Below are 25795 nucleotides of genomic sequence, written 5' to 3' on the forward strand. Positions count from 1 at the left end.
TTAATATGGAACGTAGGAGCGTTACGTCATCAAATATTGCAAGCATTGGATATGACTTACAAAATTCGACCCTCGAAATCGAATTCAAATCGGGAGCGGTATGGCAATATATGAATTTTCCGGAATTTTTTTGGAGTGAATTCGACAGTTGCGAATCGCATGGAAAATATTTCCATGCGAATATAAAAAATCAGTACCCTGAAAGTCGAGTTGGATAAATATTGAGTACCTAAAATAATCAAGGAAGAGGTTGCTGCAGGAAAATTTTTAAATAGCTCCACCCAACAATTCCCGCCGTCAAGAAGTTAGGGCAAATTCATAGAATCAGACGGTAGCGGACTTCATTGATAGCAGTATATCAGGAGAAGATTTGAACGATCGAGAACGATTTGAATTTTATGAAAAATTATATTTTCACGAATTAGAAGCCCGTGAGCAAATGCATACACGGGTTCAGATTCCGATAACATTAATTACAGCAACCATCGGTGCCCTTGGCTTTATGGGTCAAAACATTGACCGAGATTTATCCAGTTTATGGGTGACCTCTTTCTACATTTTATTTTTTATTGCTGCCATTTTCATAATAACGAGCGGATATTTTTGCGGAAGATCTGCATGGGGTTATTTCTATAGCAAAACCGCATTAGCAAAAACGTGGGATGATTATCACCGGGAATGTGTTGTGACATATGAAGGCGAACCAGTTGCAGACCAGGAAAATCTTGTTCATAGTGCAATAAAAAACAGCGTTCAGGAAAGGTATATTGAATGCGCGACAACAAATTCCGAGATAAACGAAAAAAGGTCGTACTATTATAGCAACACCATATACTGGTTATTTTTTGCCGTAGGTGCGACATCTCTTGCTTTTATTTTCTATTTCCTTGGATCACTTGACAAGTCGTTGCATAGTAAACCATCAGAGATTAAAATCCTGTCATCCATTCCGTTGAAAGGAGAAACTATGAATCAGCCATCGGTGACCTCACCACCTCCTGCGCCACCGGCGCCGCCTGTGAGAGTAGTTCGTGACGCTCCTATAACCCACAAACAACCGCCTCCGCCACCTCCTCAACATGGCCACTAACCCAACACGCCCGCCACCGCCTCCGCCGCCACCAGCGCCTCCATCTAGGTCAGTGAAAACGGAGATTCCCCCGGTGAAACATAAGTAAAATTCGTTGCTAAACTTAAATAGCGGTTAGATAGGAATGTTCTGTTGGCAATGAATTTGTCGCTACGCCAAATGGAGAGACAGGGCATTAGGAAGGAGTCGGTGGGCAAAAATTGCACAGGCCCTTGCATTCTATTCCGACTAGCCTGCGGGCCTCGCGCACTGCATGATAGTCGGAATTCTTTCTGTCTAGGGCCAAACAGGAAATTGCCGTTAATTGCCCTGCTTGCTCGATACTTTGCTCGTCGCTTCGTTGCTGTCATTACCATCGCTATCTCCTTGAACGTCGTTTTAATCATCGTCTGAGTTCCTGTTACAGCGTAACGTAGGACGAGCGTGGATAATTTAAGGTGCATCCTGGGATTGTTGCATTAGGCGCGGCTCCGCCTAAGCCATGGATACACCTGTCTTTCAGCAAGCTCGTCGGATAATACATACACATGAGTTCGCCAGGTCGACAAAAATATTCCGGGAACTAGCGTTGGGAATTCGCTTCCAATTTGTTAGAGTTAATCAATTTTCATTGATTTGTTACGCCGTAACGCGCACTTTTTAGCCGATCTCTACTGATATCAATAGTAGAGCCAATTTCTGTTAACTGAGCAGCTAGAACCCAGCACCCATGCGGCTTCCAGCTGTTCCGAATCGTTCACCTATCCCACCAAGAATTCAGCAGTACCGAAAGAGCCGCAGCCCTCACCAAGAGTGCTGCGGCTTTTTTGCATTGAACTGCAGCCATACTTCCACGGCGCACCGAAGTTGACAATCAGATAGTGTTTTTCCGAACTGCAAGGGTATGATGAATTTGTCGCGGCGCACGTGGACGACGCTCCGAGCGAGATCCTGCTGATGCTGATGAAGTTGCTTACCGCCGCCGTCTTCGCACTCGCGGTTGCAATACCGACAGCACATGCTCAGCGCCAATCAACGCCCCCGTCACTAGCAACGTCAACCTCCGCGCCAGTCAGTCGCGCGGAACCGGACGAACGCGCGTTGCAATCTCACGACCATTACCAGAACACGGACGGGCAAACGGTTCACTCACCCGCAAAGGCAGTGGAAAACCAGATTCCAGACGGCGCCAGCGCCAAGTGTCGTGATGGGACGTATAGCTTCAGTCAACACCGTCGGGGCACCTGCTCACACCATGGCGGGGTTAGCAGCTGGCTATAAATAGCTGCGCGGCGTAGTTGGCGACGCGATCAGTACGCTCAAGCTTTGTATCGACAAAACCTCATCGAAGTAATTCAAAAATGTCGTTTTGCCGGACCTGACACCCTACCGTGCGTGGCATTTTTTCGAGAATGCATCTTCTTCGAAGCCAGTAATGGTCATAGATCCAGCATGAATAAATAGCACTAGGGCGTCACGCAGCGGGGCAGAATGTCGGCGCGAACGCGACCACAGTGGAGCAGGCGGAACGTCGGCTGGTCTTCCGGCGCGTCCTGGCCGACGACCTGCGCGCGCTGGACAGGTTGGCGGCTGGCGGCTAGACCATCGCCGGCTGCGCCGCGCTGCCCACGGCTTGGTTGCGCCCGGACGTTTTGGCCGCATACAGGGCCTGGTCGGCGTGCGCAAACAGCGTGCTCGCGTCGATGCTGGTATCGGGCACGCAGGCGTAGACGCCGGCGCTGATGGTGACGATGCCAAAGTCACTGGCACGGTGTGCTTCCCTGAGCACCACCACGGCGGCGCAGATGCGGCGCGCGACGGCCATGCCGCCTTCCAAGTCGGTGTTGGGCAGCATCACCGAAAACTCTTCGCCGCCGTAGCGCGCCGCCAGGTCGCCTGGGCGCCGGGTAGCGTCGTCGATCGCCGCGCTGACTAGTTTCAGACATGCGTCGCCGGCAATGTGGCCGTAGCTGTCGTTGTACTTCTTGAAGAAATCGATGTCGATCATGATCATAGCCAGCGGGGTGTGCTGGCGGCGCGCGCGCGCCAGTTCGGTGTCGACGCGCTCGCCCAGACAGCGCCGGTTCGACAGCCCGGTCAGCCCGTCGGTGCGGGCCAGGCGGTCGAGTTCCAGCACGCTTTCTTCCAACGCCTGGTGCATCTGGCGCAGTTCGCGCTCCATGCCGTCGCGGATCAGAATCTGGCGGAACAGCCGCGACCCGATGAACAGCAGGATAACCAGCAGCAGTGCCACCACCGCGCATTCGCGCCAGGTTTCGGCCCACCACGACGCAAAAATCTCATCCTTCGCCAATGCCGCCGAGACGACCAGCGGGGACGCCGCCAGCTTGCGATAGCTGTACTGGCGCTCGACGCGATCTAGCTTGGCAATGCGCATTCCGGAACCGTGGTCGCCCAGTTCGCGAAACATCGTCATGACCGCGCCATTGGCAATGTTGGTACCAATGGCATTCGCGATATATGGCCGGCGCGCGATCAATGTGCCGTCGGCCAGAGCCAACAGCATGGCGCCATTACGGCCCAGGTCGAAGCTGGAGTAATAGTCCTGGAAGTAGCGGATAGGCACCGTAGCCAGCGCCACGCCTGAAAAATTTCCCGCCTTGTCCTGCAGGCGGCGCGACATTGGCACCACCCACACGCCCGACGATCGGCTGATGATGGGTTTGCCAATACGCATGCCCCGATCGACATGGGACTGGTGATAGCGGAAGTAGTCCCGGTCGGCGTTATTCGCGTTGGCCGGCGTACTGCCAGCGGACGAAATGAGCCAGTTGCCGGTGGCGTCGTAGACGAACAGCCCCTGTAAGGCCGGAATTTTGTTGACGCGTTCTTCGATCAGCGTCTGTAAGCGCGGCTGGTCGAGCGCAATGCCGTCGTTGTTCACCCGCTCGACAACGCCATACAGGATCGCATCGATTAACTCGACCGTCTTCTCCGCGTGCTGCGCCGCCGCATTGGTGATATTGAACGTCGCAACCTGCGCTTGTTCGAGCTCGTTGTAATAGGTGCGGTAGAGCGACATTCCTTCCAGGCACACCATGGCAAATGCCACCAGCCCGATGAAGAGCAAGGAACCAAATGTCATCGGGCGCTTCTTGCCTTCAAGCAGGCTGATGCGCGTGGTGGGGGCGCCATCGGCGCCGGGCAGCTGGGCGCCGGCGCGGCGCAGGAAAGAAAATAACGGTATAGCGCGCATGTAAGTTCCTGCAGTCGCTTCAGATGGGCGCGGCACCCTCGCCGAGCCCGTCTGCTGGCCGCTCTAGCAATGGTGCCGCAATAGCCCATAGTACTAGATCGCGTACCTTTCGGCATTTGAATTGCATAAAGGAAATTATTTACCCTTTGCCGCCTTTGCCAGCGCCGCCTCAGCGATTCCGTCTAATGCCGCTACACGCCTGAAAAAATCCTTGGGTATCGAGTCGCGAAAGTTGAGCATGGGCGGCCCGTGGATGTGGTTCTAATTCACGGGGTCAGTGCCCACATTCCAACACAGGCTCGTCAGTGATTGATCGCCCGTGGAAATTCACGGGGTCAGTGCCCACATTCCAACACAGGCTCGTCAGTGATTGATCGCCCGGGATCGTTGGTCGAGCTACCGATGCATTCATCTAGTCGAAATTCGTGCAGAAGCATCTCAAGCTCGGCGCAATCAGGCTTTTTCAAAGCGCCTGATCGCTCGACTTACGGTTTGGTAGCTGACGTGGAAATGGTCGGCAATCTTAACCATTGTAAACGCGGTAGAGAAATATGCTTCCGCCATCGCCTGATCACGCTCCGGAAATTTTGTCGCATACTGGTCGAGACTTAGTGCGGCGACGCGGCGCTGCTCCCTGCAGACCGCGATCAGTTCATCAGGGCCAGGCGGTTCGAGGAATCGCTCGACGAATGCTTGGTCGCCCAGCAGAAGTTGATACTGAACGCATCGCAATGGACTTGCGGCATTGACGCCATTGGCCACGAATTTTTCATAGGCCGCGCAGGCGTCGTTCCTGACGCTGCTAAATTGCCCAAGCAGCCAATCGGAATCGAGCCACGGTGGAGCGCTGGCCATTCCCAATGTGCTTCGATAGCTGCTCCACGCCCATTCGATCGCTGACTGAACGCATCTTGCACGCACCGGGTTTAAGACGATGTAACGTGCGAGTTCGAGTAAATAGCTTTCTTTCTGAACGAGTATTCCCTTGAATCGCCCTTGGAAGACATGACCAACTTGGCGATGGCGGCGGTTGAAATACAGTGAATAAACGCTGTTTAGTTGCCGCATTCCTTGGCTGAGGTTACCTTCTGGCGTTTCGACCATAAGGTGGTAATGGTTTCCCATCTGGCAATAGGCCGGAATGACAAAATTAAACCGTGTGCAAACTTTCGTCAGGACGCGCAGCCATTCGAGCCTATCAGCCTCATCAACGTAAATGACGCTTCGATGGTCGCCACGAGCGGTGACGTGATAGAGAGCTCCAGGAAATTCAATACGCAGGGGTCGTGTCATGCTCTCAGCGTACGGATCGTCTAGGCGCCGACCATGGCGGCAGTCAACGTAACGCCAATCTGCCCGAGAATTCGCGTTGCTTCATCGAAAGCCATGATGCTCCGCTCAGCGACTGATGTACCTGTGTTGGAATGTGGGCACTGACCCCGCGCCGCTAGCATTGGAATGTGGGCACTGACCCCGCGCCGCTAGCACGCGCCGCTAACTGACCCCGCGCCGAGCACTAACTCAGCGACTGATGTGCCTGTGTTGGAATGTGGGCACTGACCCCGCGCCGAGCAGGCCGTTGGCGCGGCCACCTACCGGCCGAGCATGACGGGCAAAGAACTGGTGCGCGACATGATGGCCGATCCTGCCGTGACGCTCAATGCGGTCAAGCGCGAGCGGGCCATGGGCTATCTGGACGGAATTATGGACGCCACCGTCGGGTCGCGTTGGTGCCCCGACCGCAAGGCCGTACCGCACGAACTGAACTACCTCGTGACCGAGGCGCTCGCGAATTTAAGCGCCAAAGAACTCGACGGCAACGCCATGCCTCTGGTCACGGCGGCGTTGGGCAAGCGTTTTCCTTGCGCCGCAGAGAGCAAGTCATGAGCCGCCCTCGGTTCAGTGCGCTGATGGGGCAATATCCTCGCGCGACCAAGCGCGACGAGCTTTTCGCCGACATTGGCTGGAAGGATTTGGTCAACAATCCGGCTTACGAAGACACGTGCGCGATTCGCATGAGCTACGCCCTGCTGAAAGTGGGCGTGATGCTGCCAGGCGCTCGAATGAAAGCCAAGGGCGGATCGCTCAATGGGCGCCGCATCGAGCCCGGGCAAGCCAAGCTGTCCAACATCCTCAAAAAAATATGGGGAACCCCGGAGGTCTACCGCAACGAGGCCGCGGCGCGGACGGGCATCGGGAAGCGCACGGGCGTCGCGTCGTTCTTCCGCATCAGCGGCGGCGATGGCGGGCACATCGACTTGATCTGGATGGGAAAGCACGGATTTCAACGGTGCGCCCGGAGCTGCTACTTCTCTGCGCTGACAGTATGGTTCTGGCCGCTTAGCTGAGGCGATTGCTTGGGGCGATGGTCGGTCCAGGTCGGCGATCGCCCTGAATCGTCTCCAAGTCCATCGACGTCGGCGTTACGCGTCGACGTCACAAAATCCGCGACTTTTATATCGCACTGCTGCTCTTTTTTACCCATGGGCGCCGGGTCAGTTCCCACATCCCGACACTGGCGATAAAGACCAGATCTGCTATTCACTCACAACCACAGCAGTGCAAATTTTGGAAATTTGCTGATATACGAATAGCTGAGACCGTGTCGGAACGGCAGACCTGACCCCGTTCGCCGACCCCGTTCGCCCAGCGGATACCGCTCTGGACGACAATGATCGGAAAACGCATTCTCAAAACTGAGCACTACGGCGGATAGGCAGTGTTGAGTGCGCATTTTACTTGATCAGGTCGCATGCTCAGTTAGCGCGACAGCACCTTTTGATCAAGCGTCGGGGCAGCGAACGATATGCGTGGGTTACTTTACATCTGGTCCTTCAGGTTTTGGGAAAGCTACCACTCGTGCAATAGCACATTTCTTGCACCCGCTACAATATGCGCCGCCTCCACGCGCGAAGTCATCGAGGGTTTTTTTCTGAATTATTTCTTTGATTCCAGGAATGAGATTTGCAGCGACGCGAATTTCTGAACTAAATACAAGTTGGTTGTGGGAAGGCGCTGAATCAGCCGGATAGAGGACTCCATCGTAATGAACGTGGAAGTGTAGCCCTGTTTTCATTTCTTCCGGGCCGAGCGCAGCTTCCATATATTCATCAGGGTTTTTGACGAAATTAATTAAGGCACTCTCGTTTTTTTCCAGAGCAGAATAAGCAGCTAAAATATTCTTAATATTAGCGCGGTTAAATTCAAAATCGTCATCCGGTGAGATGTTTACATCCATTTTATTCCCCTCTATATAATTTTACCAAGTTAACCAAAAGTAACTTCACCGGAGCGGATCTTTTTCTCGCCCGGTGACAGGTTGTGAAATCCAATACTGTGCTCTCCATATAATCCAAGTGAAGGTAGATGGATACTTGTCCAGCCACCACCGTCATGCGGTACATTTTTCACAACGGTTCCTTTCGCGTCAGCAACTACCCACTCCCACTTTCCTGCAGTCAAGAATTCCACGTCTACAGAAATTAAATTGTTGAAAATCTTCTTTCCTCCAATCCATAGTTCATTTTTAAAGCTTCCCGCTTTGAATTCATATGTTTGCGACATAGCAAGTCCAAAAAAGAGTAAGAATTATAAATGCTAAACCAGATTTCATCTCCTTGGGTGTTGTATTTACAGCATACGAGTCTAAAGAAGCGCTAGTTCACTGGCTTTCTAAAAATCTATTCTCTGAAAAATCAAGTAGTTGCGACGCGCCTTGTTTCCCAAATAGAAGTTCTTGCGCACCGAATCTTCTGCGCGAGTATCAAAAGAAATCGACAGTCCATATAAAATATTGTAAATTAAACAGTGCACCGAAAAGTTTCAATTTAATATTTAAATTATTGGCCAAAAAGGGGATAGACATGGATATTGATGCTAATTTTTCACTCAGCGATTGTGAACACGAGACATTGAGGCGAGCCGCCCAACAAAGGGCGATGCCATTCGACGAAGAAAGGCGTGAATATGCCGCATCCGAGCTTGAGACCTTTGGTCTCGTGCGGGAAGGATACAATCGTCGAGAAATGCATAAGGCCGGCGTGAAACCTGAGCGCGTATCATGCTTTGATGAAATAGCTATGCTGGCCGAGCGTACGATGCCATTAGACACTCCTTTTGGAAGCAACATTCGTAAATGGCAACTCCCAATCGACATGATGCCGATCCGCGTTGCAAAAACAATTTTCCCAAAAAATTCTGTCGTCCAACCGCACATTCACCCGGAAGGCGAAGTTGGAAATCCCGGCGGAGGTCTGCGCGTTGTGACAAAAGGCTGTATTACATTCGATGGAAAAGCATATGGTCCTGGTGACTGGTTCTTCGTCCCAAACGGGGTACCATACGAATTTTCGACATCTTCAGAAGGAGATACAGAAATGATCTATACCTACGCGTTCTTTGCGGCTGCTGAGGGAAATCGGTTCTCTCATCCTCACGCTTAATTTTCCGTAAGAGAGGGCGGTGCGGGGTCACAAATTGATGAGCGCGAAACGGGCCAACTAGGGCACTTACCGGAGTCGGTAGTGTAGCGACATTTGCATACGACCGTCGATACCTCTTAAAGCAAACTCATCATTAAGGTAGACATGCCTCGTAACAAATTTCAACACGTGGCCGGCACATCGGTCCAGACGCCGCCATTCTGATGGCTGGCCAGCACCGCCTCGATGAAGGCCATGCCGTCGACGCCGTCATCGACGGTCGGCAGCCACAAGGCTTCCAGCGGCACGGCCAGGCCGGCGTCGAGTGCGATGATGTGGCGCGCCGCATCGCTATACAATTGCGCGAACGCTTCCAGATACCCTTCCGGATGCCCGGCCGGCACCCGCGTCGCATGCGCGGCGGCGGCGCTGCCGACACGGCCCGGCGTCAGCCGCTGCGGATTGCCGCCCTGCGGCGTGAACCACAGTTCGGCTGGTGTTTCCTGATTAAAATCGAGTTGCGCCTTGCTGCCGAACAGGCGCAACCGTACCGTGTTTTCGCAGCCGGTCGCCACCTGGCTGGCCCACAAGGTGCCGCGCGCGCCATTCGGATAGCGCAACATCGCCTGCACATGGTCGTCCAGCGGCCGGCCCGGCACAAAGGTGCTCAATTCGGCCAGCAGACTGGACGGCTTTTGGCCGCTGACGAATTGCGCTAGATGATATGCGTGCGTGCCGACATCGGACAAGGTGCCGCCCGGACCTGCGCGCAGTGGATCGTTTTTCCAGTTGTCGACCGCGCCGGTGGCGATCGACGCGGCCAGCCAGTCTTGCGAATATTCAACCTGCACCAGGCGCAACTCGCCGATCTCGCCAGCCTCGACCATCGCCCTGGCCTGGCGCACCATCGGATAACCGGTGTACGTATGGGTCAGCGCGAACAACTTGTTGTGGTGCCGCGCCAGCGTCGCCAGCGCCTGGCCTTCGGCCAGCGACATGCCGAGCGGCTTGTCGCAAATCACGTGAATGCCCGCTTCCAGGAAAGCGGTGGCGACCGGTGCGTGCAAATGATTCGGCGTGACGATGGCGACAACGTCGATGCCATCGTCGCGCGCGCTTTCGGCGCGCGCCATTTCATGGTAGCTAGTGTAGCTGCGTTCGGGTGCGATGCGCACGTCGGCGGCGCTGGCCACGGCGCGCGCCGGGTCGCCCGACAAGGCGCCGGCCACCAGTTCGTAATGATCGTCGAGCCGCGCCGCGATGCGGTGCACCGCGCCGATGAAGGCGCCCTGGCCGCCGCCCACCATGCCCAATCTTAAACGTCGCTGCATCGCTGTCTCCTCGCTGTCTCCTGTGATGCTCAGCCTGTCAGGCCAAGCAAATCATTGATTTGTTCCTGCCTGACGGCGCCACCGGCGAAATCGTCGAAGGCGCGTTCGGCGACGCGGATGATATGACGCCGGATAAACTCGGCGCCTTCAGCCGCGCCGTCTTGCGGATGCTTCAGGCAGCACTCCCATTCCAGTACCGCCCAGCCGGGAAAATCGTATTGCGCCATCTTTGAAAAGATCGCGCCGAAATCGATCTGGCCATCGCCAAGCGAGCGGAAGCGCCCGGCCCGGTCTTGCCAGTCAGAAAAGCCGCCATACACGCCTTGCCGGCCATTCGGGCGGAACTCGGCATCCTTGACGTGGAAGGCCTTGATGCGCTGATGATAAATATCGATGAAGGCCAGGTAATCGAGCTGTTGCAGCAGGAAATGGCTGGGGTCGTACAAAATGCTGGCGCGCGGGTGCTGGCCGACGGCGTCCAGGAAGCGCTCGAACGTCACGCCGTCATGCAAATCTTCTCCCGGATGCAGCTCGTAACACAGGTCGACGCCAGCAGCGTCAAACGCATCGAGTATCGGCAGCCAGCGCTTGCCCAGTTCGGCAAAGGCGGTCTCGACCAGACCTTTCGGGCGCTGCGGCCACGGATACAGATACGGCCAAGCCAGCGCGCCGGAAAACGTCACGTGGGCCGACAGGCCGAGGCGCTGCGAGGCGGTGGCGGCGAACAGCAGTTGTTCGGAGGCCCAGGCGGTGCGCGCGGCCGGATTACCGCGCACATGGGGTGCGGCGAAGTTGTCGAACAGCGCGTCATAGGCCGGATTCACGGCGATCAGCTGGCCCTGCAAATGGGTCGACAATTCAGTGATCTGCAAGCCGTGTTCCCTCAGCATGGAGGCGATATCGTCGCAATAGCCCTGGCTGGCGGCGGCTTGTTTCAAGTCGAACAGGCGCGGATCGGTCGGCACCTGGATACCCTTGTAACCGAGTCCGGCAGCCCAGCCGGCCAAATGTTCGAGGCTGTCGAAGGGGGCCTCGTCCCCCATGAACTGGGCCAGGAAAATGGCTGGCCCATGAATGGTTTTCATGGTGGATTCCTTTAGAACGCCTGACAAGACCGTAGCGAGCGGCCGTCAATTGTGAACAAGAAGCGGAACTGTGCGCATGCACAATGAGCATCGCGGGCTGCAAATCGCGACGCGCAGCAGGTGATGTTAGGTGTCTTGGATAACACCGGGGGAGAGGCCACAATTACAAAGCAATGAATTGCCTCATAATCGTGAGCTCGACGCCCTCGTCCGTCCCCAAGGCGAAATTAAAACGGCGAATCAGGGAAGTAGAATTGCTTGGCGTTTTCACGCGTGATCAGCACCGATGGAATGATGGTGTTGGCCGGCAATTTGGCGCCTTTCAAGCGCGCTTCCGTCGTCAGTTTAATGGCGTCGTACATGAACTTCGGCGAATACGATACGTTGGCCGTGATTAATGGATCGGAACCGTCCATGATTTTCTTGACCGCACCTTTGGCGCCGGCGCCGCCGAACACTTGCTTGATATCGGTGCGTTTGGCCTGGGTGATGGCTTTTTGCACGCCAATCGCCATATCGTCATCGGCCGCCCAGACCGCGTCGATCTGCTTGAAGCGGGTCAGGTAATCCTGCATCACTTTGAAGGCGTCGTCGCGGTTCCAGTTGCCGTATTTGGCGTCCAGCACTTTGATGCCCGGATTGGCTTTCATCACGGCGGTAAATGCATCGTAGCGCTCGTTGTCCAGCGTCGTCGGCATGCCGCGCAATATCACGATATTGCCCTTACCATTCATCGTTTTGGCAAGATACTCAGCCGGAAGCTTGCCGAACGCGGTGTTGTCGCCGGCGATGTAGGCGTCTTGCGCGTCGGTCGTCGTCAGGCCGCGGTCGACGACGGTCACGTAGACGCCCTTGTTTTTCACTTGCGCGACCGGCTGCGTCAGCGACGCCGATTCTATCGGGAATATAACCAGCGTGTTGATCTTGTTGACGGTCAACATATCTTGCAACTGGTTCGCCTGTTCCGGCGCCGTGGCAGCCGTCTTGACGATGATTTTCAAGCCCGGATGGGCTTTTTCCAGATCGGTCTTGGCCTTGTTGGCCCACCAGACAATGCCGGATGTAAAACTGTGCGTCGCGGTCGGGATCGCCACGCCGACCACCAGCTTTTCAGCCGCTTGCACGGACAGTGCGCTCATTGCCAGAACGCCGGCGCCTGCTACTCGGGTAATGCTGTTCATGGTGCTCTCCTCCAAGTGATGGGCGGCTTGGCCACCCGTTATAAAACCGCGAATCGCTATTTCCGGCCGCGCTGCAGGAAGGCCACCGCGATGATGACGATGCCTTGCACAGCGGCATTCAGGTAGACGCTGATGATGCTGGTCAAATTCAGGATATTGCTGATCACCGACAACAAAATCGCGCCAATGACGGTGCCGATGATGCGCCCTTCGCCCCCTTTGAGCGCGGTACCGCCGACGACAACGGCGGCGATCGCTTCGAGTTCCCACAGCAATCCGGTGGTCGGTGTCGCCGAACCGAGGCGCGGCACGTACAACACGGTGGCGATGCCGACGCAAATGCCCAGCAACATATAGGTCGACAGCTTGACGAAGTCGACGCGGATCGCCGCGTAGCGCGACACTTGTTCATTCGAACCGATCGCCTGCACATGGCGCCCGAACGTGGTGCGGTTCAGAATCACGGCGCCAGCCACGGCGACCAGCAAAAAGATCCAGATCGGAAACGGCATGCCCAGCACGGTGGCGTAGTACACCGGGCTGTACAGGTCGGCCAGCGTGCCGTCCAAGGTCAGCGCGCCGCCGTCGGCCAGATAGGTCAGGAAGGCGCGGAAAATGCCCAGCGTGCCGAGCGTGACGATGAACGGTTCGATATTGCCCTTGGTGATGAGCAAGCCATGCACCAGGCCAAACACGGCGCCCAGCACGATGGCCATGCAGATACCCAGCACCACAATGGTCAGCGGCGCCAGCATGACACCGCCGACACCCATGGCCAGCTTGTTCATGAAATAAATCATGCAGCCGGCAATCAGCGCCGCCATCGAACCGACCGACAGATCGATGCCGCCGGAAATGATGACAAACGTCATGCCGACGGCGATGATGCCGATGAAGGCCGTGCGCGTCAGCACGTTCATCATATTGTCGACGGTGGCGAATTCGCCGTTGAGCAAGGTGCCGGCGATGCACAGGGCGATCAGTCCCAGCAGCGGCCCCATACCTTTGATGGTGCTCAATAATATCAACAGGCCATTGCCCTTTGTATTGCTGTCAGTGCGTACCGGTTGCATGAGCAATCAACTCCTCTTCGGTCAGGTGCTCGATGCCGAGCGTGGTTTGCAAAGTGCCGCCGCGCATCACCGCGACGCGGTGGCACAGGCCGATCAATTCGATCAATTCGGATGAAATGACAATCACCGCGCGGCCCTGGGCGGCCAGGCTGTGGATCAGGAAATAAATATCGCGCTTGGCGCCGACGTCGACGCCACGCGTCGGTTCGTCAAGGATGACGACACGCGGATCGGCGTGCAAAAACTTGGCCAACGCCAGCTTTTGCTGGTTCCCGCCGGATAACATGCGCGCCTTGCTGTCGAGGTCGCGGGTGCGGATAGTGAACTCGTCGACCGCCTTGCCCAGCGCCTGCTTTTCCGCCTTCAGGTCCAGCCACGGATGGGCGTAGCGCTCCACCGTCAGCAAGGTCAGGTTTTCACGCAAACCCAGGTTCACATGCAAACCCTTGCCCTTGCGGTCTTCGCTCAGATAGGTCATGCCGTTTTGCATGGCCTGGCGTGGATTGCGCACGTCAACCGGCCTGCCGTTCAGGTGGATGGCGCCGCCAGCGCGTGGACGCAATCCCAGCAGCGCTTCGAACGACTCGGTGCGGCCGGCGCCGACCAGGCCGGCGAAACCGAGGATTTCTCCGGCGCGCACTTCGAACGACAGGTCTTTTGACCAGCCCGGCACGTTCAAGCCTTCAACCTTGAGTAACACCGGCGCGTCCGGCGCCGGCACGTTCTTGGCCGGGAACATGTCGGACAATTCGCGCCCGACCATCAGATTGGCCATTTGCTGGCGCGTCAGACCTGCGGTCGGCTCGCGCGTGATGAACCGTCCGTCGCGCATGACGATGACTTCATCGGTGTTGCGCTCAATTTCATCGAGCTTGTGCGAAATATATAAAATCGTCGCGCCATCGGCTTTCAGTTGCGCCATCACCGAAAACAGGCGATGCGTTTCGGCCGACGTCAGCGTGGCGGTCGGCTCGTCCATGATCAAAAAGCGCGCCTTGCGCGACAAGGCCTTGGCGATTTCCACCAATTGCTTCTCAGCCACGATCAACTGGCGCACCTTGGTGTCCGGACTGACATCGAGGCCGACCTGCTGCAAATAACGCGCCGCCTCGCTATTCATCGCGGCGTCATCGAGCAGCCAGCCCTTGCGCTTTTCATGGCCGAGGAACATGTTTTGCGCGATCGTCAAATGCTCGGCCAGGTTGAATTCCTGGTGGATCAAAATGATGCCGCAAGCCTCGGCGCCTCGCGAATTGGCAAAGCGCTGTGGCTTGCCGTCGATCAGCAACTGGCCTTCGCTGACGGACTCGTAACCGGCCAGTATCTTCATCAATGTCGACTTGCCGGCGCCATTCTCGCCGAGCAAGCCGTAGACCCGCCCCGGCGCCAGATCGAAACTGACGCCGTGCAAGACCCGCACCGGACCGAAGTCCTTGCAAATACCCTGGAAACTGACGGCGACACTCATCATTTCACTTTCATGGTTCAGCTTTCACTCAGGTACTCCCCCGCAACACCAATTGATGATCCAGCAGCACGCCCGGCACATGGGCTTGCGGATCGGCGAGGCGCTGCAGCAGCAGGCGCGCCGCCGTCTCGCCCAGCGCGCGCATCGGCTGGGCGATCGTGCTCAGGCCCGGATCGATCTGCGCGGCGATATCGATGTCGTCGAAACCAATGACGGCGACGTCTTCCGGCACGCGCTTGCCGAGCTGGCGCAAACCACTCAGCACGCCGATCGCCAAGGTGTCCGAGACGGCGAAAATGGCCGTCGGTGCATCCGGCTGCGCCATCATTTCCAGCACCGCTTGCGTGCCGGCCGCGTAATCGAGGCTGGCCACGGTGCGTCGCCAGCGCGGATCTGGCGCGATGCCAGCGCCGGCCAGCGCATCGAGATAGCCGCGCTGGCGTTGCCGCGCATACGCAAAACGCTCGTCAGAATTGATCAGGCCGATGCGCCGATGGCCGCGTTCCAGCAAATGCCCGACCGCGTCCGCCGCGGCGCGGTGATTGTCGATGCCGACATACGGCACGGCCACCGACGGGTCGAATTCGCAGCAGGCGACCCATGGCAGGCTGGCCGCCTCATGCGCCAGCGCATGCTGGATCGTGTCCGGGTCGAGGCAGATGGCGCCGTCGGCGCGGCGCATGCGCAGCAAATCAAAATACGAGCGCTCACGGCCCTCGTCGGCGCCGGTGTCGCACAGCAGCACAAAATAGCCGTGTTGGCGCGCCACCGTATCGATGCCGCGGACGATCTGCGCATAAAACGGGTTGCCGACGTCGGGCACCATCGTCAGCAGCATGCGGCTTTCGGCGGTGCGCAAGCTACGCGCCAGATGGTTCATGCGGTAGCCGAGCGCGTCCACGGCGGCCAGCACCTTGTCGCGCGTGGCCGGCCGCACGCCGCTCTGCTGGTTCATCACGCGCGAGACGGTGGCGACCGACACGCCGGCGTGCACGGCGACGGCGCTGATCGAAACGACTGTGTCCGGCGTGGGAAGATGGGGGACAAGTGCCTGCATGGCTATCTTGCAATAAATGTAATCGATTACATTTATAAGTCAAGATGACGACGGATGCAAGCACTATCGATGCTAGGCGGAATTCAATTAAACCAGAAAATTCCGTCATCAAAAAACCCCATCAGAGCCTTTTTTGATAAGAACTTGCCTCAATTGACATCAGGCTGGGGTGCAATTTTCAGGTGAAGCAAGCGTTCTTGCCTTGAACAGTTCGTGGGAGCTTCTCATAGGCGGCATCATGCTTCGCTTGCACGACCTGTTCATTTTTTGTGTCACGAATCGCGCATTTTTTCACTATCTGTGTCACGTCTTCAAAAATGCTTGTGACGAAATATGTGAAAAAAGCGTTTAAGATCAATGCGGCCGTTTGCACGATTCGTGGCACACGACACCATTAGGGCCTACGAGCGGAAGGACCGGCGCTGATTTTGCGTGCCAACGTAAGATGAAACTGGTTTCGGCGAAGCAGGAATCCAACGGCAAGAAAGCTTAGGATGGTTAAGTTTGCATGAGTTTGGAAGAAGGGCTATCTACCTTTATGCGCAAGACCTATCTGTATCCTTGCATGGTAGTTGCGGTATAGCATGACTGCCATACGAATCCGGTAGAAAAATGATTGCTGCACTCGGCATGCGGCCCGACGGACAACAACATGATCGAAATTATTGGCTCCCGAACCATGTTTAGCAGCGACATTCTTCAGCGAGCTCGTTAGCTTGGGAACATAAGCCGCAGTTTCTCTTTCTGGTCATCAGCTGTGTCGCCCTATGTTGGAAACTACCCGAACCGGTCCAATGATTAATTGGAAATACACCTGAAAGAGGTTGCTCTTGGGGACCGGGGCCAAGGAGAATAAATTGCCCAAGAAAATAATTACGGTCGGAGACAAAACCGATCACGGCGGTACCGTCATCAATGGTTCCCCTGCTCAAGACATACAAGGACGCGCTATCGCCAGACTCGGCGATCAAGTCAATTGCCCGCAATTCTACCCAGGCGGAAAGCCACATGGCGTCAACAAGATCATCACAGCTCACCCCGCTGTGACAATAAACGGTGTACCGATTGCCGTCGAGGGATGTGTCACTGAATGTGGCTGCACGCTCATTGGCAGCCTCCCCGCAACTGTGGATTGAACGCCAAGCCCATGCCGAACGATCTACTCGACCTCATGCAGTAGCTCGCCTTGGGAAATTTCATGCCCTGTCATCACGACAGCAAACCTGGTACCGCTCGCCCCTGCTGGAGCGCGCGCGTGTCCATCGTGTTGACCAGCAGGGAACCTTTTCCCGGACCGTCGCCGAACGGAAAGTCCAGCCGCAACAGCCGATTCAATTGCGAGGTAGCGCCAAAACACGACAGGGCGGCGATATAGGCCGCCGCTTCGGTCAAATTCATCCGTAATCGTTTGTCGACGATTGTTGTGACCATGCTAAAAGGCGGGCAGGTTTCAGGAGACCAGGGACAAGCGGCTCCCGGCCGGCGGCCGGGCGACGTGCATCTTGAACAGGTAGCGCACGTCGGCGTTGGTCGGCGAGCCGGGAGCAGTGGCAAGGAAACATCCCCACGCGAGCCGGTCCGGCGCGGACTTGTTTGTGGTCAGCACCGCGGGGCGGACGCATTCGGGTTTGAGCAGCAATCGCACCTCGCAGTCCAGGTTGGACATGCCGAAGCGCTGCAGCATGCGCTTCATGCCCGTGGCGATGGCACCATGTGGCAGACAGCGATCGCGCTGCGCCGCATCGAGTGGGCCGATATTGAGCCGGATGCGCAGGTCGCGGCGCCAGATCCGCTTGCCCAATACGGCGCCATGGCCCAAGCCAGGCTCGGCGCAGCCCAGGATGGTTTGCTGGTCTGTGCCAATGTTGTCCCAGCAGCCAACGAATTGCTCGATTTCGACCGGCACGCCGAAATGGTCGCTGAGCGCATCGGCGACGGCGAAGGCAGACACGGGCCGCGTGCGAAAGGCGGCGGCAAAGTACGCTTCCACGTCAGTCTCACCGCTGGCGGGGCGCCGGGCGCCCGCGCCCTTGAAGCCGCCCAATTGGCCAAGCATCCCGCGCAGCGGGTCGACGCCGTGCGTGTCGACACTCGTTTCCAGCCGGTACTTGCCCCAAGCTTCGAAGAACAGGCCAACCATGCGGTTCGACAGGAGGTCGAGGAAGGCGCGCGCGCTACCGTCCTTGGTCTGCAACTGCTGGGCTGCGATACGTTCGGAATAATGAAATGGGAGGCTGCCGCTGCCGCCGAGCAGGCCGATGAACGCCGGCGTGAGCGCAATCTGACCGGGCACGCCAGGCTCGACCTGATCGCCGTGCTCGGCCGGGTCGGCCGCACCGGTCAGCTCGGCTTTCAGCGACTCGATCTCGCTGGCGGGAAAGCCGAGCGAGAGGCTGTTTTGAAACCGCAACACGTGCTTGAAGGCGTCGTCGTAGGTCACGCCCTGCGCGCGCAGCCACAGCAGCAGTAACCGCAGCGCCTGGCGGAACTGATACTGCGCGGGTTCATCGAACAGATGGTGGATCACACCAGTTGCTGGTAGCCGTTCCTTGGCTTGCATCGCTTGATCTCCTCACCGGTTTGTTGCGACATGACGACCAATTGGACGAAGCTGTTGTGCTGCACATACAGCCCGAGAAACTGGTCGATGACTTCAATGAAGATGTGCACGCCACTGCCGACGAAGGCCTCCTCGTCGATCGTGAGGCGCACTTCGATGCCGTGCACCAGGCAGGGCCCCAGTTTGCGGCGCATCCAGGTGGCGCTGTCGGCGTAGTCCAGATCGACGATGCCTTTGACCAACCGCTGGGAAGTGGCGGACTGCGGCAAGTCGTACAGGGTCAGCATTTCGCGCAGCGCCTCCAGCCCCTCCTGCACCAGCGAATGGTGGTTCAGGGTCAGGTGGGAAATCAGGCGCCAATTCTGGCCGTTTCCGGATGGGAAGCGGTACGACGGCGAAGGGCGCCGCAGGAAGCGGATCGGCGCATGCATGCCGCCTTTGAGCAACTTCAGGTCGCCATCACGCTGACCGTATTTCAGCCTCGACGGCAAATCCCGGTTGGTGCAGCTGAGCATGAGAGAGAGGCAGCTTTTATCCTTCGACAGCATGGCCAGGTCAGCGTCGACCAGGGTAATGCGCTTCTCGAATCCGGGGCTGATGGCGGCGACCGTATCGTCGTGGCGCATGACCCAGTAATGGCCGGCGTCAGCGGCCTCTTCGCCATGGCGCAGCGAATAGAAAGGACGAAATTCGGTTGGGGAGGACGTTCCAGCGCTCTGGCGCACCATGTGGACGCTGTCGATCGAATAGACCTCGTAGCCGTGAGGGTGTTGCGCGTGGGCGAGCACCGGGTAGTCCGCGGTCAGGCCGGTGAAGGAAATGGGAACCCCCGGCTGCGTGAACAGGTTGACCACCGGGGTGCAGCCGGGCACCAGGTTGGCAGCCGACAGTCCGCGCAACATGCGCGCCGTATTCGAGTCGGCGCGCACGCCGGCGCAGCCCAGGTGCAAGGTCAGCCGCTTGCAGTCCGGCCCGGCGTGTTCAAACAGCGTGCCCAGATCGATGTCGAAAAAATTGAATTTTTCGGGAAAGGCAAAGTATTCGGTGAGCACGCGGTAGGCGCGATGGGATCGCGCCCCGAACGGGATCAGCGCCTCGTCGTCACGCAAGCCGACCCGCCGCAGCGGAATGGCAGGCAAAGCAAGCCAGCTGCCATCGTCCAGTTCAAGGTGGGCACACACCACGCGCAGGAACATCGTGTCGAGCAGCGTCGCGCAAAACGACGCCTCGCCGTCGATGAACAAGCGCAAGTGCGACTGCGCATTCAGGGGCAGGCCCGCCCCGTTGTCAATCTCGATGTCGATCGAGCAGGACGCGGCGATCGGCAAACGCACGCCGGGCGGCGCCTTGATCAGCGCGTCGAACTTCGCCGATGCGATGCCAAGCGGCGACTGGACCACCTCGTGCGCCATGCGGAAGCGGCAAGGCACGCCCTGGACCGGGGCCGAATCGAGGATGCTGCCGCGCGCAACCCGGTTGATTGAAGGGGCCGCGTCTTCGCCCGTCACGCCCTTGTCGAAGCGCACGATCGCGCACGAAGGAAACGGCCGCGTGTAATGGGGATGGAGGACGTCGAGCAAGCGTTCGGTAAATTGCGGGTAGTCGTCATCGAGTCGCTTTGAAATCCGGGCGGCGATCAGCGCCACCGCCTGGATCAAGCGCTCGACATGGGGATCCTCGCACGCGTCGCCGGCGATCTGCAGCTTGCCGGCGACCTTAGGATAGCGCCGGGCAAACTCGCTGCTTAGCAGCCTGAGCTGGACCATTTCCAGTTCGTATTTCTTCAATATGTCATCCATGGGCATGGGCCGATGCGGGAATGGTTCAGGTTTTGCGGATCGAATAGCGCTGCGTGGACGGCTCGAGTACCGCATCGAACTGCAGCATGTCGGAGGCGGCTTGGGCTTTGAGCTTTCCCGAAATAACGAAGTCGAAACGGTTGATCTGGCTGCTGCGATGGCGCAGCGTGGCCGTGACGCCTTGCAGCCGCGTTTCATGGCGCTTGATGGTCAGCAGAACGGCGGCGCAGATCTTCTTGCGGTCGGTGTCGCTGGTCATGCACATGTCGGCAAAGTCGATCAGTCCGTAAGTGAGCACCGATCGGCTGGCCTCGGGATAGGCAGCAAAGAGCTGCTCCGGCATCGCCGCACGGGTGTTCAGGAGCAACTCGAGGTCGCGCGCGACCGCTTCCTTGAGATGGTCAAGCGTCCAGGTGGCCGGCGTGCCGCCCTGGTCGTCAATGAGCCGATCGAATAGTCCAGGCGCGTAGCGTTGCGATTGCATCGATCCCTCCATAGCAGGGCGATCCCACTGGATCGAAGAGAATTATTGCCGCGCTGAAAACAGCGAATTTGCGCCATATCAACTGCTGAAGCGATCGTTGCAGGGCCGTCCAAAAGGAGCAGCTTTCGAAAAATCAATCTGGGCAACTTGACTAAGATCAATCGGCCAACTGAGACGGCCGCTACGCTTCCATAGTGCTTGCATTGGATCAAACAAGACCAGGGGGAATGCGATGAGTCTGCCGCCAAAAGTATGTTGGTTCGAGGGACTGGCGCTGTCGCCGCAACAGTTCCAGCAGCAGGATCTGTATCACGAGGCGCGCCTGCAGCACGTCGCCACCGCGCTCAATGCGCACCTGTGGGGCGTGCGGGCGATCGAGTGGGATAGCGCTGCCTTGGTGAACAACTCGTTGCAAGCGACGGCTGTGTCGCTCATTTTTCAGGATGGTGAAGTCTATGAAGCATCGGCGATCGAAAAGCTGCCGACGCCGATCGATCTGCGCGCACTACCGGCCAGCGTTCAGCACTGTACTTATTATGCCGCCTTACCTCGACTCAATCCCTACGGCGACAACGTGTCGCGTACGTCCGACGAGCGCGATACGCGCTATGCCTCGCGGGACCGCGACACCAACGACCTGTATTCGGAGGCCATCGAAACGCCCGTTCTGTTTCTCCAGAAGAATGTACGACTGCTCTCGCAATTCCAGTCGCGTGATGCCTACGTCGCTTTCCCGATCGTGCGGATCCGGCGCAAGGCGAGTGGCGGCTTCGAACTCGACCCGGCCTTCTTCGCGCCGTCCTTGTCGACGGGAGCGTCGACCCCACTGCAGGCCATGCTGGCGGGCCTGCTCGCGCAGTTGTACGTGAAGATCGAGGCGCTGTACGGGCGCCACCGGCAGGTGAGCGATGATGTCTTCGAAATTCAAAACATCGACATCACCTCCTACCTTCTGCTCAACACCATTACCAGCGCCAGTGCCTCACTGTCGCACTGTCTGCGCTACCGGGCCCACCACCCCGAGTTCCTGTTCGACAAACTCAGCGCACTCGCTGGCGGCCTGCTGGCATTCTCGCGCCGCTACAGCATCGACACCTTTCCCGCCTATGACCATGAAGATGCGGCAGCGGGCTTTCTCCAACTCGACGCCATCATCCGCGACTTGATCGAGGTGACCTTGTCCAGTCGCTATCACGTCATCGAGCTTGTCAGGGACCCGGCGCGGCCCACCCGCCATGTGGCCACACTCAGGGCGGACCTGGTGGACGAAACGACCATGCTGGGCATTGCAGTCAGCGCCGAGATGCCGGCACTCGAACTGGTCGCAGCCGTGCCAGCCCTTTTCAAGATCAGTGCACCGGCCAACATCGACAACATCATCCAGTACGCGCTGTCAGGTGTGAAGCTCATGCATATGGCGCAGGTGCCGGCCGCTGTACCTGTGCGGCCCAACACGCATTATTTTAGTTTGGAGAGCAAAGGTGATTTGTACGAAGCAATGCTGCGGAATCAGGCATTGACATTAGAAGCCGCCGGCGGGCTTCCGGGGTTAAAGGTTGAATTATTCTCCCTTGCCAAATAGCTTACGATAGCGACCATCCAGAATCAGCTGAACGGGAGCAGATTGAACGCTGCAACTCTAAACGCAGCGATGCCAAGGACCTGTATGTCAGGACCGGTGCTGGTTGGCTGTATCTGGCCACAGGCCAGGCCCGCAGCGCGTGTCGGGCCTGTCGCGCCATTTCGTCGTTATCCTTGCCGCAAGGGCGGGGCGCGAGACATCAGGCCACCTCAAATTACTGAACTTTGCCGTCATCAAGCAAGCCGTTCGGATACCTGCATGACGATTCGCGTTTGAATTGCCGCTGGTTTCGGTGCGCGTGATCAGTCGGTTGCTGCGGCGCCACGCTTTTGCCCTGGCCGCATGGATGGCGTGGCGCCATTGATCCTGCGCAAATTTCCAAAATCAAACAGCGCAATACTTGCCCTCGGCCAGTTGGACTCATCTGGCGATGGAGGTGCAATGACCCACCAATACCTGAACGAAGCAGCGGCCGACATCGCCACCCTGTCCGTGTTCGGCAAGGCCTCGCAATTGAACCGGCTGCTGCGCCTGGACTTTCCGTTCGACGACGGTCCCGAAAAAGGCACGCTGCTGGTCAACACCATGCACGCGCGCGAAGAGCTGTCGCGCGACTTTCGCATCGACCTGGAACTGCTCTCCGACAACGCCTTCATCCCGCTCAACGCGATGATGGCGAAAATGGCCACGGTGTCGCTGGTGCGCGCCGACGGCTCGCTGCGCTACTTCAATGGCTACGTGAGCCAGTTTGAGTTGATCAAGACCGACGGCGGTTTCGCTTTCTACCGCATGGTGCTCAGCCCCTGGCTGACGTTTGCCCGGTTGCGCGAAGACTGCGTCTCATTCCAGCGCAGAACCTTGGTCCAACTGACCGAAACGACCTTCGGCCATTACCTGGAGCGCGACTATCGCATCGCCCTCACCGACGATGACCCCGTGCTCAGTTGCGCCAACCAGTACAACGAGACCGACTACAACCACCTGCACCGCCGCTGGGAAGCGCTCGGCCTGCACTATACATACGAGCACCGCGCCGACGGGCATACCTTGTGCCTGGCCGACAACACGGCGTTCGCGCCCTGGATCGACATGGGCAATCAGGGCGACATCGGTGAAATGGTGTTTCGCAACGAATCGGGCGCCACCGAGGCCGACGGCATCAAAAGCTGGCAACCGGCGCGGCGGATCGGCAGCGGTGCGCTGACGTTGACCAGTTTCGACTATAAAAAGCCGCGCCCCCAGCGCGCGCATGGCCTCTCCGCCAACCGCCAGGATAGCGTGACTGCCTACGAGCGCTTCAGGAACACCGGCGCCTACGGCTTTCGCGACCACGCCCGCGGCGAGGCGCTGGCCACGCGCAGCATGCAAGAACTCGACGCCATGACGCAGTTTTTTCACGCGCGGGGCAACGACCGCAACGCCCAGGCGGGGCGCAGTTTCCGGCTGCTGGGCCACTTCAGCAGCGAGCCGCCGAACATGGACATGGCCATGCGCGACTACGTCATCGTCGCCATCGACCACCACGCCAGCAACAATTACCAGGCCGGGCCGGGCGCGCCCTCGCACTACAACAACGACATGACCTGTATCCGCCAGAGCGTGCGCTGGCGCCCCGGTCGCGGCTACAACAGCGAGCGCTGCCTTGACCCCGGCGTGCAGACGGCGCTGGTCGTCGGTCCCGCCGGCCAGCAGATTCACACGGACAGCCTCGGCCGTGTAAAAGTGCAGTTTCACTGGGACCGCGCCGGCCAGTATGACGAGGCAAGTTCGCAGTGGGTGCGCGTGGCCATGCCGGTGGCGGGCGGCCAGTTTGGCCAGATCGGCGTGCCCCGGGTTGGCCAGGAAGTGGTGGTGCAGTTTTTGGATGGCAACGTCGATCATCCGCTCATCACCGGGATCGTCTACAACAGCGAAACGATGCCGCCCTGGCAGCTGCCAGGCCAGGCCGTCCTGTCGGGCTTGCGCAGTCGCGAGCTGGACGGCGGCGGGCGCAGCAATCATCTGGTGCTCGACGATACCGCCGGTAAAATTCAGGCGCAGCTCAAGAGCGACCATCTCGCCAGCCAGCTCAGCCTCGGCCATATCCACCGCATCGAAGACAATGCCGGACGCAAAGACGCGCGCGGCCAGGGCTTCGAGCTGCGCACCGACGGCCACGGCGCCGTGCGGGCGCAGCACGGCCTGCTGCTGAGCACAGAAGGACGGCCCAACGCCGGCGCCCATATCACCGACATGGCGCCGACGCTGGCGCGCATGGCCCAGGGTCAGGCCTTGCACGAGAGCCTGTCGCAGATCGCCCAACAGGCACAGGCGCACCAGCCGGGCGACCAGGATCAGGTTGCCGCCGCGCTGCAGGCGCAGCTCGACGCCATCAAAGGCCAGGGGGGCCTGCCTGCGCAAGGTGAATTCCCGGAATTCCAGGCGCCCCACCTGACGCTGGCCAGTGCCGCCGGCTTTGAGGCGAGCACCCAGGGTTGCACCCATCTGATGAGCGTGGAGCACACCGCCCTGACCAGCGGCGGCCATGCCAGCCTCTCTGCGGGCAAGAGCCTGCTCGTGAGCGTAAAGGAAGCGGTGCGCATGTTTGCCTACAAGGCTGGCATGAAACTGGTGGCGGCCAGCGCCGACATCGACATCAGCGCCTTGAAAGACAGCGTCAACATCCTGGCCAAGCTCAACATCACCCACACCGCCAACCGGATCACGATCACGGCAAAGGAAGAGGTGGTGATCAACGGCGGCACCAGCTTCAGCCGCTGGAACGCAGCGGGGATCGTCCATGGCACCAACGGCACCTGGCGCCAACACGCGGCGCAGCACAGCCTGGTCCCCGCCAGCAGCGAAGGCACGCCGGCCTTGCCGCAGACCGTGCAGCTGGCGCCGGGACAGCTCGACCTGTATCACCAGTACGTGAACCTGGAAGGCAGCAGGAAGCAAGGCGTCGAGCAAGGCGACTACACCGTCGTCGACGCCGAAGGTGGCGTCCACCAGGGAACGCTCGATGGCAATGGCTTCGCCAGCGTGGCCGGCCTGCCGATGGGAATGGCGACGGTCAGCTACGGCAAGGACCCGCGCGACCCGTGGGATGAAGGCAGCTACTTCGGCCAGGCAAGCGAATGGCCGAACGTGGCGCCGTCCGAGGCTGGCGTCGCTGCCGCTGGCGCGGCTGAACCGCCTCTCGCCGGCGCCAACGCTGCGGCAGGCAATCTCAACGGCGCAGCCGACCAGTTCGGCGCGATTGCGCAAGCTGCACAGCAAGCGGCAAGCGCGGTGCAGGCGCTGCCAAAAGGCGGCGCACAAGGATTGCTGGCGCCGCTCGCACAGACGGCCCTGGGCCATATTGCGGGCAACGTTGCGGCCAAGCTCACGGGCGGCGCGTCGACCCTCGTTTTGCCCGGATCGCTGCCGCGCATCGACGCTGAAATCGCGCCCGCGCCCCTTCAAAAATCCGTCCTGTAAAAGGCCGCC

General features: G+C 58.5%; 23 protein-coding genes. 9 read left to right on the forward strand and 14 right to left on the reverse strand.

From position 1 onward, the window contains the following. Positions 1-5: 5 nt before the first annotated feature. The 3 genes from V6M87_RS09095 (at position 6) to V6M87_RS09105 (ending at position 2350) form a co-directional block, all read left to right on the forward strand. Positions 6-218, forward strand: coding sequence for a KTSC domain-containing protein (locus V6M87_RS09095; protein WP_332876292.1), 213 nt, complete (start codon positions 6-8; stop codon positions 216-218). A 152-nt stretch (positions 219-370) separates the two neighbouring features. Continuing rightward, on the forward strand, positions 371-1090 hold the full coding sequence (locus V6M87_RS09100) for a hypothetical protein (RefSeq protein ID WP_332876293.1): 720 nt from the start codon (positions 371-373) through the stop codon (positions 1088-1090). A 936-nt stretch (positions 1091-2026) separates the two neighbouring features. Continuing rightward, positions 2027-2350, forward strand: coding sequence for a DUF3761 domain-containing protein (locus V6M87_RS09105; protein ID WP_332876320.1), 324 nt, complete (start codon positions 2027-2029; stop codon positions 2348-2350). 316 nt (positions 2351-2666) lie between these two features. Here V6M87_RS09105 and V6M87_RS09110 read toward each other — a convergent pair whose 3' ends face one another. After that, positions 2667-4286, reverse strand: a complete 1620-nt coding sequence (locus V6M87_RS09110; RefSeq protein WP_332876294.1) for a sensor domain-containing diguanylate cyclase — start codon at positions 4284-4286, stop codon at positions 2667-2669. Between the two features lie 453 nt (positions 4287-4739). Continuing rightward, positions 4740-5579, reverse strand: a complete 840-nt coding sequence (locus tag V6M87_RS09115; protein ID WP_332876295.1) for a transposase — start codon at positions 5577-5579, stop codon at positions 4740-4742. Positions 5580-5891: 312 nt separating this feature from the next. Between V6M87_RS09115 and V6M87_RS09120 the strand changes: the two genes are divergently transcribed. Further along, the gene (locus V6M87_RS09120) at positions 5892-6173 is read left to right on the forward strand and encodes a Rap1a/Tai family immunity protein (RefSeq protein WP_332876296.1); all 282 of its coding nucleotides are present in this window, start codon (positions 5892-5894) and stop codon (positions 6171-6173) included. Next, positions 6170-6634, forward strand: a complete 465-nt coding sequence (locus tag V6M87_RS09125; protein WP_332876297.1) for a T6SS effector amidase Tae4 family protein — start codon at positions 6170-6172, stop codon at positions 6632-6634. The genes V6M87_RS09120 and V6M87_RS09125 overlap by 4 nt, the downstream gene beginning before the upstream one ends. A 467-nt stretch (positions 6635-7101) precedes the next feature. Here the strand turns inward: V6M87_RS09125 and V6M87_RS09130 are convergent, their stop codons facing one another. Together V6M87_RS09130 and V6M87_RS09135 are read right to left on the reverse strand one after the other, a co-directional pair. Next, a complete protein-coding gene (locus tag V6M87_RS09130) occupies positions 7102-7524 on the reverse strand; it encodes a hypothetical protein (RefSeq protein WP_332876298.1) in 423 nt (140 codons plus the stop codon). A 29-nt stretch (positions 7525-7553) separates the two neighbouring features. Beyond that, positions 7554-7850, reverse strand: a complete 297-nt coding sequence (locus V6M87_RS09135) for a hypothetical protein (protein ID WP_332876299.1) — start codon at positions 7848-7850, stop codon at positions 7554-7556. A 299-nt stretch (positions 7851-8149) separates the two neighbouring features. Between V6M87_RS09135 and V6M87_RS09140 the strand changes: the two genes are divergently transcribed. Further along, the gene (locus tag V6M87_RS09140) at positions 8150-8728 is read left to right on the forward strand and encodes a cupin domain-containing protein (RefSeq protein ID WP_332876300.1); all 579 of its coding nucleotides are present in this window, start codon (positions 8150-8152) and stop codon (positions 8726-8728) included. A 161-nt stretch (positions 8729-8889) separates the two neighbouring features. On the opposite strand, the gene V6M87_RS09145 is transcribed toward V6M87_RS09140, so the two are convergent. From V6M87_RS09145 to V6M87_RS09170, 6 genes are all read right to left on the reverse strand, one after another. Further along, on the reverse strand, positions 8890-10038 hold the full coding sequence (locus tag V6M87_RS09145) for a Gfo/Idh/MocA family protein (RefSeq protein WP_332876301.1): 1149 nt from the start codon (positions 10036-10038) through the stop codon (positions 8890-8892). A 29-nt stretch (positions 10039-10067) separates the two neighbouring features. After that, positions 10068-11123 carry a sugar phosphate isomerase/epimerase family protein gene (locus V6M87_RS09150; protein ID WP_332876302.1) on the reverse strand — a complete coding sequence of 352 codons (1056 nt, stop codon included), beginning with the start codon at positions 11121-11123 and terminating at the stop codon, positions 10068-10070. Between the two features lie 227 nt (positions 11124-11350). Then, positions 11351-12304 (reverse strand): substrate-binding domain-containing protein, encoded by a 954-nt coding sequence (locus tag V6M87_RS09155; protein WP_332876303.1) that lies wholly within the window; start codon positions 12302-12304, stop codon positions 11351-11353. A gap of 56 nt (positions 12305-12360) precedes the next feature. Beyond that, complete coding sequence (locus V6M87_RS09160; protein WP_332876321.1) at positions 12361-13305, reverse strand: ABC transporter permease; 945 nt, start codon at positions 13303-13305, stop codon at positions 12361-12363. A gap of 52 nt (positions 13306-13357) precedes the next feature. Beyond that, positions 13358-14845, reverse strand: a complete 1488-nt coding sequence (locus tag V6M87_RS09165; protein WP_332876322.1) for a sugar ABC transporter ATP-binding protein — start codon at positions 14843-14845, stop codon at positions 13358-13360. Between the two features lie 28 nt (positions 14846-14873). Next, entirely contained in the window at positions 14874-15902 is a 1029-nt protein-coding gene (locus tag V6M87_RS09170) for a LacI family DNA-binding transcriptional regulator (protein ID WP_332876304.1), read from the reverse strand. A gap of 857 nt (positions 15903-16759) precedes the next feature. Here V6M87_RS09170 and V6M87_RS09175 point away from each other — a divergent pair. Next, positions 16760-17038, forward strand: a complete 279-nt coding sequence (locus tag V6M87_RS09175) for a PAAR domain-containing protein (RefSeq protein WP_332876305.1) — start codon at positions 16760-16762, stop codon at positions 17036-17038. A 73-nt stretch (positions 17039-17111) separates the two neighbouring features. On the opposite strand, the gene V6M87_RS09180 is transcribed toward V6M87_RS09175, so the two are convergent. From V6M87_RS09180 to tssE, 4 genes are read right to left on the reverse strand one after another with little or no spacing between them, the layout of a single operon-like run. Further along, positions 17112-17300 carry a hypothetical protein gene (locus tag V6M87_RS09180; RefSeq protein ID WP_332876306.1) on the reverse strand — a complete coding sequence of 63 codons (189 nt, stop codon included), beginning with the start codon at positions 17298-17300 and terminating at the stop codon, positions 17112-17114. Positions 17301-17352: 52 nt separating this feature from the next. Next, a complete protein-coding gene (tssG, locus tag V6M87_RS09185; RefSeq protein WP_332876307.1) occupies positions 17353-18462 on the reverse strand; it encodes a type VI secretion system baseplate subunit TssG in 1110 nt (369 codons plus the stop codon). Next, complete coding sequence (tssF, locus tag V6M87_RS09190; RefSeq protein ID WP_332876308.1) at positions 18426-20261, reverse strand: type VI secretion system baseplate subunit TssF; 1836 nt, start codon at positions 20259-20261, stop codon at positions 18426-18428. The genes tssG and tssF overlap by 37 nt, the downstream gene beginning before the upstream one ends. A 25-nt stretch (positions 20262-20286) precedes the next feature. Beyond that, positions 20287-20745 carry a type VI secretion system baseplate subunit TssE gene (tssE, locus tag V6M87_RS09195; RefSeq protein WP_332876309.1) on the reverse strand — a complete coding sequence of 153 codons (459 nt, stop codon included), beginning with the start codon at positions 20743-20745 and terminating at the stop codon, positions 20287-20289. A 232-nt stretch (positions 20746-20977) separates the two neighbouring features. Here tssE and tssK point away from each other — a divergent pair, with 232 nt between their 5' ends. After that, positions 20978-22327 (forward strand): type VI secretion system baseplate subunit TssK, encoded by a 1350-nt coding sequence (gene tssK, locus V6M87_RS09200; protein WP_332876310.1) that lies wholly within the window; start codon positions 20978-20980, stop codon positions 22325-22327. 441 nt (positions 22328-22768) lie between these two features. Next, positions 22769-25786 (forward strand): type VI secretion system Vgr family protein, encoded by a 3018-nt coding sequence (locus tag V6M87_RS09205; RefSeq protein WP_332876311.1) that lies wholly within the window; start codon positions 22769-22771, stop codon positions 25784-25786. Positions 25787-25795: the final 9 nt, after the last annotated feature.

Origin of the sequence: Massilia sp. S19_KUP03_FR1 (assembly GCF_036688685.1) — a bacterium.
GTDB lineage: Bacteria > Pseudomonadota > Gammaproteobacteria > Burkholderiales > Burkholderiaceae_D > JALYUM01.

Coding starts and splice junctions, on each gene's coding strand:
- V6M87_RS09095 (WP_332876292.1), top strand. CDS start 6: ATGGAACGTAGGAGCGTTACGTCATCAAATATTGCAAGCATTGGATAT.
- V6M87_RS09105 (WP_332876320.1), top strand. CDS start 2,027: ATGCTGATGAAGTTGCTTACCGCCGCCGTCTTCGCACTCGCGGTTGCA.
- V6M87_RS09110 (WP_332876294.1), bottom strand. CDS start 4,286: ATGCGCGCTATACCGTTATTTTCTTTCCTGCGCCGCGCCGGCGCCCAG.
- V6M87_RS09115 (WP_332876295.1), bottom strand. CDS start 5,579: ATGACACGACCCCTGCGTATTGAATTTCCTGGAGCTCTCTATCACGTC.
- V6M87_RS09120 (WP_332876296.1), top strand. CDS start 5,892: ATGACGGGCAAAGAACTGGTGCGCGACATGATGGCCGATCCTGCCGTG.
- V6M87_RS09125 (WP_332876297.1), top strand. CDS start 6,170: ATGAGCCGCCCTCGGTTCAGTGCGCTGATGGGGCAATATCCTCGCGCG.
- V6M87_RS09130 (WP_332876298.1), bottom strand. CDS start 7,524: ATGGATGTAAACATCTCACCGGATGACGATTTTGAATTTAACCGCGCT.
- V6M87_RS09135 (WP_332876299.1), bottom strand. CDS start 7,850: ATGTCGCAAACATATGAATTCAAAGCGGGAAGCTTTAAAAATGAACTA.
- V6M87_RS09140 (WP_332876300.1), top strand. CDS start 8,150: ATGGATATTGATGCTAATTTTTCACTCAGCGATTGTGAACACGAGACA.
- V6M87_RS09145 (WP_332876301.1), bottom strand. CDS start 10,038: ATGCAGCGACGTTTAAGATTGGGCATGGTGGGCGGCGGCCAGGGCGCC.
- V6M87_RS09150 (WP_332876302.1), bottom strand. CDS start 11,123: ATGAAAACCATTCATGGGCCAGCCATTTTCCTGGCCCAGTTCATGGGG.
- V6M87_RS09155 (WP_332876303.1), bottom strand. CDS start 12,304: ATGAACAGCATTACCCGAGTAGCAGGCGCCGGCGTTCTGGCAATGAGC.
- V6M87_RS09160 (WP_332876321.1), bottom strand. CDS start 13,305: ATGGGGCCGCTGCTGGGACTGATCGCCCTGTGCATCGCCGGCACCTTG.
- V6M87_RS09165 (WP_332876322.1), bottom strand. CDS start 14,845: ATGAGTGTCGCCGTCAGTTTCCAGGGTATTTGCAAGGACTTCGGTCCG.
- V6M87_RS09170 (WP_332876304.1), bottom strand. CDS start 15,902: ATGCAGGCACTTGTCCCCCATCTTCCCACGCCGGACACAGTCGTTTCG.
- V6M87_RS09180 (WP_332876306.1), bottom strand. CDS start 17,300: ATGAATTTGACCGAAGCGGCGGCCTATATCGCCGCCCTGTCGTGTTTT.
- tssG (WP_332876307.1), bottom strand. CDS start 18,462: ATGCAAGCCAAGGAACGGCTACCAGCAACTGGTGTGATCCACCATCTG.
- tssF (WP_332876308.1), bottom strand. CDS start 20,261: ATGGATGACATATTGAAGAAATACGAACTGGAAATGGTCCAGCTCAGG.
- tssE (WP_332876309.1), bottom strand. CDS start 20,745: ATGCAATCGCAACGCTACGCGCCTGGACTATTCGATCGGCTCATTGAC.
- tssK (WP_332876310.1), top strand. CDS start 20,978: ATGAGTCTGCCGCCAAAAGTATGTTGGTTCGAGGGACTGGCGCTGTCG.
- V6M87_RS09205 (WP_332876311.1), top strand. CDS start 22,769: ATGACCCACCAATACCTGAACGAAGCAGCGGCCGACATCGCCACCCTG.